General features: G+C 68.0%; 11 protein-coding genes and 1 pseudogene. 5 read left to right on the top strand and 7 right to left on the bottom strand.

Annotation, left to right across the window (positions count from 1 at the left end):
- Positions 1-657: 657 nt before the first annotated feature.
- On the bottom strand, positions 658-1641 hold the full coding sequence (locus ACWF0M_RS26370) for a DMT family transporter (protein WP_452238386.1): 984 nt from the start codon (positions 1639-1641) through the stop codon (positions 658-660).
- A gap of 78 nt (positions 1642-1719) precedes the next feature.
- Between ACWF0M_RS26370 and ACWF0M_RS26365 the strand changes: the two genes are divergently transcribed.
- Positions 1720-2643, top strand: coding sequence for a LysR family transcriptional regulator (locus tag ACWF0M_RS26365; RefSeq protein WP_452238385.1), 924 nt, complete (start codon positions 1720-1722; stop codon positions 2641-2643).
- Here the strand turns inward: ACWF0M_RS26365 and ACWF0M_RS26360 are convergent.
- Positions 2623-3174, bottom strand: coding sequence for a dihydrofolate reductase family protein (locus tag ACWF0M_RS26360; RefSeq protein WP_452238384.1), 552 nt, complete (start codon positions 3172-3174; stop codon positions 2623-2625). The genes ACWF0M_RS26365 and ACWF0M_RS26360 overlap by 21 nt on opposite strands.
- 277 nt (positions 3175-3451) lie before the next feature.
- On the opposite strand from ACWF0M_RS26360, the gene ACWF0M_RS26355 reads away from it, so the two are divergent.
- The gene (locus ACWF0M_RS26355) at positions 3452-4810 is read left to right on the top strand and encodes an FAD-binding oxidoreductase (protein ID WP_452238383.1); all 1359 of its coding nucleotides are present in this window, start codon (positions 3452-3454) and stop codon (positions 4808-4810) included.
- Positions 4811-4862: 52 nt separating this feature from the next.
- Here ACWF0M_RS26355 and ACWF0M_RS26350 read toward each other — a convergent pair whose 3' ends face one another.
- From ACWF0M_RS26350 to ACWF0M_RS26335, 4 genes are all read right to left on the bottom strand, one after another.
- Positions 4863-5222 (bottom strand): hypothetical protein, encoded by a 360-nt coding sequence (locus tag ACWF0M_RS26350; protein ID WP_452238382.1) that lies wholly within the window; start codon positions 5220-5222, stop codon positions 4863-4865.
- Positions 5219-5785 (bottom strand): hypothetical protein, encoded by a 567-nt coding sequence (locus ACWF0M_RS26345; RefSeq protein ID WP_452238381.1) that lies wholly within the window; start codon positions 5783-5785, stop codon positions 5219-5221. Before ACWF0M_RS26345 ends, ACWF0M_RS26350 begins: the two co-directional genes overlap by 4 nt.
- Before the next feature lie 187 nt (positions 5786-5972).
- Positions 5973-6512 carry a dihydrofolate reductase family protein gene (locus ACWF0M_RS26340; RefSeq protein WP_452238380.1) on the bottom strand — a complete coding sequence of 180 codons (540 nt, stop codon included), beginning with the start codon at positions 6510-6512 and terminating at the stop codon, positions 5973-5975.
- Positions 6513-6524: 12 nt separating this feature from the next.
- Positions 6525-7088 carry an NADPH-dependent FMN reductase gene (locus ACWF0M_RS26335; RefSeq protein WP_452238379.1) on the bottom strand — a complete coding sequence of 188 codons (564 nt, stop codon included), beginning with the start codon at positions 7086-7088 and terminating at the stop codon, positions 6525-6527.
- A gap of 92 nt (positions 7089-7180) precedes the next feature.
- Between ACWF0M_RS26335 and ACWF0M_RS26330 the strand changes: the two genes are divergently transcribed.
- Positions 7181-10207 (top strand): BTAD domain-containing putative transcriptional regulator, encoded by a 3027-nt coding sequence (locus ACWF0M_RS26330; protein ID WP_452238378.1) that lies wholly within the window; start codon positions 7181-7183, stop codon positions 10205-10207.
- 70 nt (positions 10208-10277) lie between these two features.
- Positions 10278-11792, top strand: coding sequence for an LLM class flavin-dependent oxidoreductase (locus tag ACWF0M_RS26325; RefSeq protein WP_452238377.1), 1515 nt, complete (start codon positions 10278-10280; stop codon positions 11790-11792).
- A gap of 3 nt (positions 11793-11795) precedes the next feature.
- On the opposite strand, the gene ACWF0M_RS26320 is transcribed toward ACWF0M_RS26325, so the two are convergent.
- Positions 11796-12422: a DUF6308 family protein gene (locus ACWF0M_RS26320; RefSeq protein ID WP_452238376.1), complete on the bottom strand. Its 627-nt coding sequence runs from the start codon at positions 12420-12422 to the stop codon at positions 11796-11798.
- Between the two features lie 214 nt (positions 12423-12636).
- Between ACWF0M_RS26320 and ACWF0M_RS26315 the strand changes: the two are divergent.
- Positions 12637-13359, top strand: a pseudogene (locus ACWF0M_RS26315) (DUF6531 domain-containing protein); the annotation flags it as partial.
- Positions 13360-14236 lie beyond the last annotated feature (877 nt).

The raw sequence follows: 14236 nt of genomic DNA, 5'->3' as shown, positions 1-14236 counted from the left end.
ACGACTACCGTTGCGTACCGTGAATTGGTCGCGTTTCTCCCAGTCCCGTGACAGCATTCTCGGATTGGGGATGGGGATGATGTCGCGAGCGAGACGGGCAATACCTCAGGAACATCGCGCGATGTGGCTGGCCGCCGGGATCGTCGCCGCGCTGGGCGCGGTCGCGTGGGTGGCGATCGCACGGGCCGGCTCCGGCGACGGGTCGGCGGATCCGTCGGCACAGATAGCAAAGCATTCGGCACATCAGGCAACCCCGACGCTCGGTACGCCGCCTGCGACCGAGCGCAACGTGGTGAATCCGAGCGCGTCCGCGTGTGCCAAGGAAATCGCGGCGGCCGAGGCTGTCGTGACCGCGGCGGGTAATGCCACTGAGCATTGGCGTGAACACGTACAGGCGCGGACTGATTTGCTGGCCGGTAAGAATACCGAGGATCAAACAAAGGCGATCTGGAAGCGCACGCGGCTGCTCGGTCCGGCGGATATTTCCGCGGTGAATTCAGCGGTCGCCGAGCGCGCGAAGACGAAGGGTGGCTGCGCCGGCGTACCGGGTGAGGCTGCCGCGGCCTGCAAGCAGCGGCTCGCTGCTCTCGACGCCGCGGGTGCGGCGGACCGGGCCGCCGCCGGGGACTGGGCGACCCATTTGCAGGCGATGGCCGCTCACGCGGCGGGGGACTTCGGCGCCGAGCACGCGCAGGATCTCTGGGTCGCCGCCTGGTCCGGCGCGACCCGGAACCTCAACGCCGCGGCACGTGCGACCGCGGCCCTCGCCGACGCGCCCACCTGCAAGCCCGCCTGACGCGGCCATTGCACGATCAGTACGGCGGACAAGACGAGGGCACCGCCCAGCCATTGCACGGCGCTCAGGTGCTCGCCGAAGACCAGCGCCGCCGACGCGACTGTCACCACCGGCTCGAAGATCGACAGGATCGAGGCGACCGACGGACCGACCCGTGCCATTCCGGCGAAGAAGAACAGGATGGCCGCGACTGTGCTGATCAGTGCGACGGCCGCCAGCCACAGCCAGCCGATCGGCGCAAACGTCAGGTCAGTTCCCCGGAAGAAGCCGAGGACCAGGAACGTGCCGAAGGCGCCCGTGCATACCAGAGCCGTCAACGCGAGCGGCTGTACGTCGCCGGTCAGCGAATCGCCGACCAGGATGTAGCAGGTGTAGACGATTGGTGCACCCAACGCCAGCAGTACGCCGAGCCAGTCGAACCGGCCGCTCATCGCCCCGCTGAGCACCAACCCGATCCCGACCAGTGCGACCGCGAGCGCTCCGATGCGCCGGCGTGACGCTCGTTCGCGCCGCAGGGCGATCGCGCCGACCATCACGAGGACCGGATACAGGTACAGCAGCAGTGCGACGAGTGACGCGTCGAGGCGGGTCAGCGCGGAGAAGTACAGGCCGGATTGGGCGGCGTACCCGAAGACGCCCATGCCGAGTCCGATGAGGATGGCCCGGCGGGGCAGATTGCGCAGCGCCCCACGACCGAGTGCGAGGGCCAGCAGTAGCGCGCCGGCGATGCCGAAGCGGACCAGGAGCAGAGCGTCCACCGACACGCCCGCGTCGTACGCGAGCTTGCCGAAGACGGCCATGACTCCGAAGGTGGCGGCGGAAAGAAGGCAGAAGAGGCGTCCCACGTCATCGATCGTCGGGGGAACGGACTGTTCACGTCCATCACGGCTTCACGGACAGCATTGTGAAGCTAAGCTGAACGAATGATGGATCTGCACCGCCTGCGGTTGCTGCGTGAGGTCCACGGCCGCGGCACCGTGCACGGAGCGGCCCGGGCGCTCGGCTATTCGCCCAGCGCGATCTCGCAACAGCTGGCCGTTCTGGAGCGCGAGACCGGGACCCGATTGCTCGAGCGGGTCGGTCGCAACGTGCGGCTGACGGCCGCGGGCGAGGTGCTGGTGCGGCACGCGACGGCGCTGCTTGAGGGAGTCGAGGCGGCGGAGGCCGAGTTGGCCGCGGTCGCGGCGGGCCGGGTTGCGGGACTGGTGCGCATCGCGTCGTTCCAGTCCGCCTTCATCCGCGTCGTCGCTCCCGCGATCCGCAGCCTCGCGACCACCCATCCCGACATCCGCGTCGAGGCGGCCGAGCTCGAGGTCGAGCAGGCCGCGCCCGCGATCCGGCTCCAGCAGTTGGACGTCATGGTCGGCGACGAGTACGACGGCCAGCCGCGCGCCGTACACACCGATCTGCATCGTCAGCCCCTGCTCCGCGAGCAGATCCGCGTCATTCTCCCGTCGGACCACCCGCTGGCTTCGGCTGAGCGTGTCCCGATCGAGCAGCTTGCCGAGTTGCCGTGGGCGGCCTGCCAACCGGGGACGGGTCATCGCGAGATGCACGTCCGCGTCTGCCGCGAGCTCGGCGGTTTCGAACCCGACATCCGCTACAGCTCCGACGACTTCCTCATCCTGCTCGAACTCGTTCGTACGACGGGCGCGGGCGCACTGCTCCCGGATCTGGTCATCGGCGCAGGCGCTCCGGGCGTCGCGGTACGGCTGCCGGCCGAAGCGGATGTCGGGCGGGCGGTCTTCCTGCTGACCCGCCGTACCCGAACTCCCGCGGTCGCCGCCGTCGCGGATGCTCTCGCCGCCGCGGCCCGCGCGCACTCATCAGACCAGGTCGTGGCGTAGCAGCACGGTCCGGTTGTCGAACGACCGGGTCTCGGCCAGCCGGAGCGTACGTCGGCCGGTCGGCTGGTGTACGGGCTTGCCGCCGCCGAGCACCACCGGGTGCACGATCACGTGGTATTCGTCGAGCAGCCCGAGCTCCGTCAGCGACGCCGCAACGGTCGAGCTCCCGGTGAGCAGGATGTCCTTGCCCGGCTCGGCCTTGATCGCCGCGAGCTCCTCGGCCGCGCGGACGATCCGGGTGTTCCACTCCGCGCTCTGCAGCGTCGTCGACAGCACGAGCTTCGGCGTACGGCGCCATACCGGCGCGAACTCGATCGCGTGCTGGTCGGGGTTCATCTCCTCGGCGTACGGCCAGTACGACGACATCATCTCCCAGACCGTCCGCCCGTACAGGAACAGGTCGGCGCGCTCGGTCAAGGCCATCGAGTACGCGCCCAGCTCCGGGCCGAGCACCGGCCAGTCGAACTCGCCGTTCGGCCCCTCGACGAAGCCGTCGAGCGACTGGTGCACGTAGTACATGATCTTCCGCATGATGTCCTCCGGGCGATGGCTGCTTGTGCCTTGTGGTCGGAGCGGTCCGGGCGGCTTTGACATCGGTTATTGACGAAAACGGTCCTGCTTGGGAAGGTCGGGGAGAACGGGCGGGTCTGGGGGAGGGCCGGCCGCCCGTCGGGGTCGGGGCGCTCTCTGGGGTGAAGTTCTCGCGCTGCGCTCGACGGCGACGACCGGTCTGCGCGGTGTGCCGCTGTGCAAGTTCTGCAGGCGTGCGCCGCTGTGCGACAGGCGACAGTGGTTCGGGGAGCGAACAGTGATCGACGATTTGAGAGAACGCACGCGTGGACAGGTCATCACGCCGGGCGACGAGGGGTACGACGAGGCGCGCAAGGTCACCAATGCGATGCACGACAGGCGCCCGCAGGTGATCGTCCGGTGCGAGAACGCCGGTGACGTGATGGCGGCGATCGACTACGCGCGGACGAACGAGCTCGAGCTGGCCGTTCGCGGCGGCGGGCACAGTGTGCCGGGGTTCGGCACGGTCGACGACGGGCTCGTCATCGACCTGAGCGGGATGCGCAACGTCCGGGTCGACCCGGTGAACCGGACCGCGCGGGCCGGCGGCGGCGCGACGTGGGGCGACTTCAACGCGGCCACGCACGCGTTCGGGCTGGCCACCACCGGCGGGATCATCTCGACCACCGGCGTCGGCGGGCTGACCCTGGGCGGCGGGATCGGGTACCTGGACCGGGGCCTCGGGCTGTCGTGCGACAACCTGCTGTCGGCGGACGTGGTGACCGCGGACGGGCAGTTCCTGATCGCGAGCGAGAAGGAGAACGAGGACCTGTTCTGGGCGCTGCGCGGCGGTGGCGGCAACTTCGGCGTGGTGACCGCGCTCGAGTTCCGGCTGGCGCCGGTGTCGACGATCTACGGCGGCCCGATGTTCTTCGAGCTGTCCGACGCGGTCGCCGTACTGTCCGGGTTCCGGGAACTGATCAAGGACGCGCCCGAGCAGCTCGGCGGGTTCCCGGCGTTCCAGATCGCGCCGCCGCTGCCGTTCATTCCGGAGAACCGGCACGGCGAGCCGTTCGCGGCGATCGTCGGCTGCTGGGCCGGCGACCTCGACGAGGGCGAGACGCAGATCTCGAAGTTCCGCGAGTTCGCGCCGGTGCTGGCCGAGATGGTCGGGCCGATGCCGTACCCGGCCTTGAACAGCGCCTTCGACGCCCTGGTGCCGCCCGGTCTGCAGCACTACTGGAAGGCGAACTTCGTCACCGAACTGACCGACGAGGCGATCCAGGCGCACGTACGGCACGCGCCCGGCCTCCCGGCGGTGAACTCGACCGTGCACATCTACCCGATCAACGGCGCCTGCCACCGGGTGACACCGGACGCGACCGCGTTCGCCTACCGGGACGCGAACTTCGCGACCGTGATCGCCGGCATGTGGCCGGACCCGGCGGACAACGAGGCCGGGATCGAGTGGGTGCGGTCATACTACGACGATGTCGCGCCGCACTCCGAGGCCGGCGGGTACATCAACTTCATGGCCGACGACGACCAGAGCCGGATCCGGGACAACTACCGGCAGAACTACGACCGGCTGGCCGAGGTCAAGCGCAAGTACGACCCGGGCAACGTGTTCCACCTGAACCAGAACATCGCGCCCTGAGCCGTAGCGGTGCGGCCGGTACGCCGACGTACCGGCCGCTCCACGTTCTGGCTCAAAGTGTCAGCAGGCGTTGAAAAAACGCGCGGTAGCGCTGCAGCGCCGAGCGGAGGTCCTCGGTCGACGGCTCGCCGTCCGACCATTGCTGCTCGAGGCTCTGGTGCTGGCGGTCGAAGCCGTCGGCCAGATGCTTGAGTACGTCGTCGACGAGCTTGTCGGCCTCGCTAACCGCGTTGCGCGGATCGTCCACGAACCCTTGCTGGACAACCTCCCAGCGGGCGCGGTAATCCACAGCGGAATCCTCGGCCACCAACGTCTCGTTGGCCGCTGTTGTCGTACGCGCTGTTGTCGTAGGCGCTGTTGTCGTACGCGCGGCCGTCGTACGGCCGTCGGTGTCGATGCCATCGGTCGTCATGCTTGCTCCTTCGTGTTGGTTCGGCGGGCGGTCGTGCTGTCGTCCAGCAGGGCGTCGACGAGTTGGCGGTAGGCGGTGACCGCGCGCCGCAGGTCCTCGGTGTCGGCCTCGCCGCGTGCCTGGGCGACGGCGATGCTGTGCGCCTCCCGGTAGCGCATGGCGACCTCCGGATGCTCGACCGAGACGTCGTCGGCCCGCTGGTCGAACTCGTCGACCGGGTAGCCGGCTTCGCGCATCATCCGCAGCACCAGCCGATCGGCGTCCGTAACAGCTCCGGCAGGACGGTCGACGAAGCTCTGCTGTACGCCGGCCCACTCCGCGCGGTAGGTCTCCACCGACTCGCGCGTCAGTGGCGTGATACCCAGCCGCGACACCCGGCGCTGCCGCCCGCGCAGCTCACGCTCGGCGCTGCGGCGGTCGCCCGACTCGTCGACGGTGCGCTCGTACTCCGGGCCGAACCGCTGCTGCAGCTCGTCGGAACGCCTGCGCTGGTACAGGAAGAACAACGCCGCTGCCGCGAGCAGCACCACGACGATGATCACAATGGTCAGGACGGCACCCATCAGAAAACTCCAGTCCGATCGCACGTGTGGATCCGCGATCTTTGTCGGCCGATCGCGAGGATCCCCTGGCAGACGGTCCCCAGCGCCGCCTCATCCCCCGTGGCTCCGACCGGTACCCACGGTTCGTGCGAACAAGCCTCCGGCCGGCCACCTTGTTGCGGGTGACCGGCCGGACGAGGTAGTGCGATCAGGCCTTCGGGGCGAGCTTGTGGACGACGATGCCGGACTTGAAGGTCGTCGTACCGAGCAGTTCGAGGTGGGTGAGGTCGATGCCGGTACCGCGGAACATGTTCTCGCCCTCGGCGACCACCGGGAAGATCCAGAAGTGGTACTCGTCGACGAGCTTGTTCTCCAGCAGCGTCTTCGAGAACGACCCGGTGCCGTACTTGATCAGGTCGCCGCCCTCGGACTCCTTGAGCTTGCGGACGGCCTCGGCCGCGTCGCCCTCGAGCGGCTGCGCGTTCCACCTCCACTCGGTGACCGTGCGGGAGGCGACGTACTTCGGCATCGCGTTGAACATGTCGGCGAACGGGTCGCCGGCGCGGGACAACCAGGCGTCCGCGAAGCCCTCGTAGGTGACGCGGCCCAGTACCTGCGCCTCGACGCCGTCCATCAGGGACTGGCCGTAGGACATGTGCTCCTCGTCCCAGTACGGCGGGCTCCAGCGCTGCGGCTCGTCGATGACACCGTTCAGGGTGACGAACGTGGATTCGATCAGCTTCCTCATGGATCTTTCCTCTCAGGGTTGGTACGGGCGCTTCGTGCGAGCGTCCTGTAGTGCTTCGGCCCACCAGACGAGCTGGTCGAGCATGAGTTTGGCGGTTGCCTCGTAGCCGGCGGTAGGCCGTGGCCAGCCGCCGTCGGCGGTGAACTGCTCCCAGTAGCAGGGCAGTGCGACGGTGTTGCGAATGGTGACCGCCTGGAGTTCTGAGAAGACCTGCCGCAGTTGCGCGGTGGCGTGGCAGCCGCCGCTCTCCCGGCCGTAGCTGACGATCGCTACCGGCTTGGCGTGCCACTCCTCGTAGTACCAGTCCAGTGCGGTCTTCAGCGTGGCCGGAAAGCTGCAGTTGATCTCCGGCGTGACTACGGCGAACGCATCCGCCGCTGACAGTCGGCTGCTCAGCGCAGCGACCTCCTGCGGTGTTTCGTCGTCCGTGTCGGGCAGTGTGGTCGGCAGGTTCGCAGCTGCCAGGTCGACCAGGTCGACCTCGAACTGCTTGGCTGCCTGCTCTGCGAGCCAGTGCGCCACGGTCGGTCCGAACCGGCCGCGCCGGGTGCTGCCGATGATCACTGCCAGTCGCATCTGCGTCCTCCTTCCGTCTGCCACAGACTCTGCCGGAAGGGGTTTACGGTTTCTTTCCGGTCCTTTCCGGCCGACCGGAATAAGGTGCCGTCATGCGCTTCGGGGTACTAGGACCGGTGACGGCCTGGACAGACGCGGGGACGCCCGTGGTCATCCAAGGGCTGAAGGTGCGTGCGCTGCTGGCAGACCTGCTGGTGCACGACGGCCGACCGGTGCCCGCGGACCGTCTCATCGACGACCTCTGGGGATCGGAACTGCCCGGTAACCCGTCCGGAACGCTGTCCGCGAAGGTGTCCCAGCTACGGCGGGCTTTCGAGGACGCGGAGCCCGGCAGCCGCTCGCTGGTGCAGTCCGGTCCGGCCGGCTACTCGCTAACGGTTTCTGCTGGGACGTACGACGCTCTGCGGTTTGGTGAACTGCTGGCCGCCGGCTCGCTCGACGAGGCGCTGGCGTTGTGGCGCGGTCCGGCGTACGCCGACTTTGCGGACAACGCGTTTGTCGAGACAGCTGTGGCCCGGCTGACCGACCTGCGGCTCAGTGCTCTCGAACAGGCCGATCTACCTGTTGTGGACCTCGCAGCCCTCGTGAAAGAGCACCCGCTGCGTGAAGGGCTCCGCGCTGCGCACATGAAGGCGCTCTACCGTTCCGGGCGGCAGACCGAGGCGCTCGAGAGCTTCGATGAGCTACGGCAGTCGCTGCTGGAGGACCTCGGTCTGGACCCCAGCCCGGAGCTGGTCGCGCTGCAGCAGTCGATCCTCACTCAGGACCTGCCACATGCGCGTAGCAACCTCCCGGCTCAGTTGACTGAGTTGATCGGTCGGAGCGATGCGTTGGCCGAGGTGGGTGCCTCTTTGGGCACATCACGGTTAGTCACGCTGACTGGTCCGGGAGGTGTCGGCAAGACTCGCTTGGCGCTGGCTGCTGCGGCCGGTGTTGCGGACCGGTTCGCGGACGGCGTCGTGCTGGTCGAACTCGCTGCAGTGACTCCTGACGCGTTGTCGGTCACCAACTCGCTCACTGATGCGGTGCAGGCAGCGCTGGATCTCCGCGACACCGAGGGCACCCCTGTGGTCGATCGGTTGGCCTCAGTGATGGGTTCCCGGCTGCTGGTGCTGGACAACTGCGAGCAGATTGTCGACGAGGTCGCTTTGTTGACGGACCGCTTGCTGGCGGCTGCTCCAGGGCTACGTGTCCTGGCGACAAGCCGCGAGCCGCTCGGGCTCGCTGGGGAAGTGGTGTGGAGTGTGCCGCCGTTGTCTGTGCCGCCTGTGTCGGTTGGAGTCGACGTGGCGGGCGAATGCAGTGCGGTGCAGCTCTTCGTCACACGGGCTGCTGCAGCGTCACGTGGCTTCGCTCTGACGGACGAGACCGTTGCTGATGTCGCCGTACTGTGCAGGCGGTTGGACGGGATCCCGCTCGCGTTGGAGCTGGCTGCGACGCGAGTACGGGCGCTCGGGGTGCGTGGGCTCGTAGCGCGGTTGGACGACCGCTTCCGGCTGCTAGCGACAGGACACCGCGGCGCTGCGCCACGACAGCAGACGCTGCACGCGATGATCGACTGGAGCTGGGAGCTGCTGGCGTTAGAGGAGCAGTCCGTGCTGCAGCGTCTCGCCGTACATGCAGATGGATGTACGGCGGACGCTGCGGCGGCTGTTTGCGGTGCGGACGACGTACTGGATGTGCTGGTGCGCTTGGTCGACCGGTCGCTCGTCGTACCGGTGGATGGGGGTCGCTTCCGGTTGCTGGAGTCGGTGGCGGCGTTCTGCGTCGAGAAGCTGCGGGCGGCCGGTGAGCTCGAGTCGTCACGTGCTAAGCATCTGTCGTACTACGTTTCGCTGGCTGAGGCGGCGCGGCCCGGGCTGTTCGGTCAGGAGCAGAGCAGGTGGCTGCAGTTGCTGGACGAGGACTCCGCCAACTTCCGGACCGCACTGGATCGTGCTGTGACCACAGGTCAGCTGGACCTGGCTGAACGGCTTGTAGACGCGCTGTCTTGGTACTGGTTCCTGCGTGGTCGGCATGTGGAGGCGCTGCGGTCTCTGGCGACTGTGCCGGGTTCAGCACGGGCTGGGGTGTGGCGGGCCGGGTTCATGTACCTGCTCGGGCACCCTGACGCTCCAGCGGAGCGGGACCGTTGGCTGGACAGCGCCGATGCCATGGGGCTGTGGTGGATCGCGCATGCCGCCAGCGACGTCGGCGACCTGTCCGCGTGCCTGTCGATGCTTGACCAGGCCCTGAAGAAGTTCGAGGCCGACGGGAACCAGTGGGGCGTGGCGGCTGTGTTGGCTGCACGCGCGAAGCATGCGCACGTACGAGCGGATCTGCCGGCCCTGTACGACGACGCGTCTCAGAGCATCGGGATCTTCCGAGCGCTGGGGGACCGGTGGGGTGTGCTGCAGGCGACGAGCTGGATCGGGGCGCACGCCGAGCTCGTCGGCGACTTCGACGAGGCGGAGCGGCTGCACCTCGAAGGCGCCGCGGCCGCGGAGGAGATCGGGCTGTGGCCCGAGGTCGCCAGCGCGCTGGGCATGCTCGGGTGGACGGCGATCCGGCGAGGCCACTACGAGTCGGCCCGGTCGTACGGCGAGCGTGCGCTGCGGCTGGCGACCGAACAAGGGCAGCGCGCGTCGCAGGCCCTCGCGGAGTTGGTGCTCGGCTTCGCGGCTCGTCGTAGCGGTGCTCTGGACGAGGCTTCGGAGCGGTTGCAGGCGTTGATCGACGCGGCGCGCTTGCAGACGGAATCCGTTCTGTATCTGGCGATCGTCCTCGATGAGCTCGGGTTCGTCAGGGAGCTCCAAGGCCGGCCGGACGACGCGCTGGAGCTGCACGCGGAGGCGTTCCGGGTCTCGGAGGAGTTCGACTCGCTGCGGGGCATGTGTTGGGCGCTGGAGGGGATCGCGGGCTCGCACCCGGACAAGACCCTCGCTGCGACCCTGCTGGGGAGCGCGTCCGCGACCAGGGCCACCGAGAACTACCTGATCGCCTCGACGGAGGCGGAGGATCTCGCCCGGGCGGTCACTGCGGCCTCGCTCGCGCTGGGTCCGGATGCGTATCAGGCGGCGTACAGGCGCGGCGCAGAGCTGAGTCCGGCTGACGCGTTCGGGCTGCTCGTCCGGCAGTAGATGTTCTGTAGTTGAGATTATTCGTCTATCGAAGTAGTTTTGCCCCGAACCCACTTCGAGAAGGTGAATCATGGACTACGGCCACGAGCTGGTCTTCGGCACGTTCCTGACCCCCGCGGTCGACACCCCGGACCGCGTGATCGCGCTGGCCCAGCTGACCGAGCAGGTCGGCCTCGACCTGGTGAGCTTCCAGGACCATCCGTACCAGCCGCGGCTGATGGACGCCTGGACGCTGCTGTCCGTCGTCGCAGCCCAGACCGAGCGGGTGAAGGTCAGCACCAACGTCGCCAACCTCCCGCTCCGGCACCCGGTCGTCCTGGCGCGCAGTGTCGCGACGCTCGACCTGATCACCGGTGGGCGAGTCGAGCTCGGCCTGGGCGCCGGTGGGTTCCTCGACGCGGTCGCAGCCAACGGCGGGCCGCGGCTGACCACCGGACAGAGCATTACCGCGCTGGAAGAGGCCATTGCGATCATGCGCGAGGTCTGGACACCTGGTGGTGGCGGCGTCCGGTTGGCCGGCAAGCACTACACGCTGTCCGGTGCGAAGCGCGGTCCGGCACCGGCGCACGACGTATCGATCTGGCTGGGTGCGTACAAGCCGCGGATGCTCGCACTCACCGGACGGCTCGCGGACGGGTGGCTGCCGAGCAGCGGGTACGCCGGACCGGATGAGCTGGCTGCTATGAACAAGATCATCGACGAGGCAGCTGTGGAGGCCGGGCGGGACCCTGCTGCGGTACGGCGGCTCTACAACGTCTCAGGTCAGTTTGCTGGTGGCGGTGGCTTCCTGCAGGGGCCTGAGGAGCTGTGGATCGACCAGCTGACCGAGCTGACGCTGGGCGAAGGCATGAGCACCTACATCCTTGCCTCGGACAACCCGGACGACATCCGGCGGTTCGCTGAGGTGGCAGCTGGTGTGCGGGAGGCCGTTGCGGTGGCTCGGTCGGGCGCTGTCGTTGCGCCTCGGTCTGCTCCGGTGGCTGCGACGGGCTTTGGCGTCGTACCGACACCACCTCCTGCTGTACGACGTAGCGCCGTACAGCTGCTGGATGAGTCCGCGCGGCCGACCGGTCCGGCGCCGGACCCGTCGCGGACGTACACGCCGTACCAGCTGCAGTCCGGTCAGCACCTGATCGACGTACACGACCACCTGCGTGCGGAGCTCGACCAGGTGCGCGACCTGGTCGAGCAGGTCGCGGCCGGGACGCTGGGAGTCGGTGCGGCGCGGTCGCACATCAACACGATGACGATGCGGCAGAACAACTGGACGCTCGGGACGTACTGCGAGTCGTACTGCCGGCTCGTGACGACGCACCACTCGCTCGAGGATGCGTCCATGTTCCCGCATCTACGCCGCGCCGACCCTGACCTCGTGCCGGTCGTGGATCGGCTGCAGGAGGAGCACAAGGTCATTCACGACGTACTGGAAGGTGTCGACAAAGCACTTGTCGCGCTGGTTGACGGGTCAGGCGACCTCGACGGTCTGCGGGCGGCCGTCGACCTGCTGGACGACACGTTGCTGTCGCACCTGTCCTACGAGGAGCGTGAACTGGTCGAGCCGCTGGCGCGCCTCGGCATTCTGTAGGTCCTACTTCGCCTCGCCGAGCAGGGAGGCGAGGATGTCGAGAAGGCGGAGCGTCGGCACCTCGCCGAGCAGACGGGCGGCGCTGGTGGCCGGCTCCGCGATCAGGCGGACCTGCAGCAGCTTGAAGTCACGGACGTTGGCCGGGTTCACCAGGTCCTCGCGGACTGCCTTGAGGAACTCGGCTCCGGCCGACGCGCTGCCGTAGGTCATCCGGATGAAGCTGTCGGTCACCGGATACAGGTACGGCCGCTTCAGGTGCAGCAGCTTCGACTTCTTCGCGTGCCCGAACCCGCGGTGGCCGGTGAACTTGTCGTCCAGGGCCATCGCCGCCTCGAACAGGTCACTGCCCGGTGCCGCGTCCTCGAGGCGTGCGTCCACCGGGATCGCGGCGAGTTCCTTCTCGGCCTCCACCTCGAGCAGCCAGGGAATGTCCAGCACCCGAAGGTCGGCGCCGATCACCATGATCCGGCCGAGGTCTTCGAACGTGATCCGATTCGGGTCGGAGCCACCGACGGTGGTCATACCCGGCAGCCCGTCGTAGTACTGCAGCACGGCGCCGTTCGTCTCGGCGTACAGCCGCAGTTGCGCGATCGCCTCGTCGACGACGATCTTCCGGGTACCGATGTTCATGAGCCACACCCTCACACTTGTGGTGGCAGACCCGCCAGCGGGCGGACCATCATTCGAACGTTCCTCACCTGTTTCCGCAGATCGTAGCGACTCCACGGCCCCCCGGACGCCAAAGTCGCTGCCGGTTATCCACAACCTGTAACTATCCGCTCTTTCCGCAGGCCAATCTCCGTAAACTCTCTGTCACAGACCCACGACTGAGCGGAGGCGAACCATGCGGAACCGGCTTGTTGCGCTTGTCCTCGCTGTCCTGCCTCTGCCCTTCACGCCGGTCGCGTCCGCAGCGAAGCCGGACGAATATCCGTGTCTGCATCCGGACATGACCGTCTCTGCCAACGGTGAAGTCCTGAGCACCGGCACCGAGATCGCCCTCGACGGCGGCATGGCCCACGCCGGCACCGGGCTCAACTTCACCTTCCAGGCCCGCACGTTCAGCCTGACGATCGACCTCTGCTACCTCCGGATCACCGACACCCGCACGTGGCAGGTCGACCACTGGCCCTGTGAGAACGTGCCCAAACCGAAGCCGGCGCGGACCCAGTCGCTGAGCTGGTCGGTGTTCGTGCCACTCGACTGCAAGTTCGTCGGCTCACCGAATCTGCTGAGCGTGTCCTTGACGAACGGCAAGGGTTCGGCGTCCGCCTCGATGATGATCTATGCCGGTGCGCCCGGGTTCGTGCTCCCGGACAAACAGGCGCGGGCGTTCTTCGGGCCGTTCGCCATGCAGTCCGATCCCGTCAACTCTCTGACCGGTGCGCTGGCCGCCGTCGAGACGGACGCTTCGGTCACGGCTCTCGGCGTACCACTCGCGGTGACACGGACGTACAACTCGAACGACGCATCCACCGGCTCGCTCGGTGCCGGATGGAGGGCGTCGTACTCGGACCGCCTCCAGGTGTCGCCGACCGGTGCGCGGTACCTCGCGTCCGACGGGCGGGAGATCGGGTTCACGCGGAAGGGGACCGGGTTCGCGGTGGAGCCCGGAGCCGCTCGCTTCACGCTGGCGCGGTCGGGGCCGACGTACGTGCTGACGAGCATCGACCAGGTGCGGATGCAGTTCTCGGCGGCCGGCGAGTTGCAGGCGATCCGGGACCGCGACGGTCAAGGTGTGACGGTTGCGCGGGACTCGGGACGCGTGCGGACGGTTGCGAACGGTCGGCGGTCGCTGTCGTACGACTACAACTCTTCGGGACAGATCGCGACGGTGCGGTTGTCGGGGCCTGGCGTGGCGCCGCGGACGGTGCGGTACGAGTACGCCGACGGTCGGCTGGTCGGTGTGACGTCGCCGGGCGGGATTCGCACGCGGTACGAGTACTCCGACGGGCGGCTGACGTCGGAGACGGTGGGGGACGCGGCCAAGCCGGCGTACGTGACTGAGTACGACTCCGACGGGCGAGTCGTCGCGCAGACCGACGCCAAGGGCGGTCGGTCGACCTGGTCCTGGGACGACGAGGGCATTCGCGGTACGTCGACGATGACCGACCCGACCGGTGGGAAGTGGATCAACGAGTACGAGCGGAACTGGCTGATCCGACAGACCGATCCGACCGGCGCAACGGCCACGTTCCATTACGATGCCGGCGGCAACCTCATCAGAGTCTTCGACAGCCTGGGGCATGGCGCCCGGCACGAGTACGACGCTCTCGGCCGCGTTGTCGCCTCGACCGATGCGGTCGGTGGTGTGACCCGGCGTACCTACAACGCCCGCAACGACATCGTCGCGACGGTGGATCCGCTCGGGCGGCGTACGACGTACACCTATGACGTCCGCGGGAACCTGACCGGCACGACGTACGGCGGGCGCACCTCGTCGG

This window comes from Kribbella sp. NPDC055110, assembly GCF_053607525.1.
This window is presented reverse-complemented; position numbering and strand designations above follow the sequence as displayed.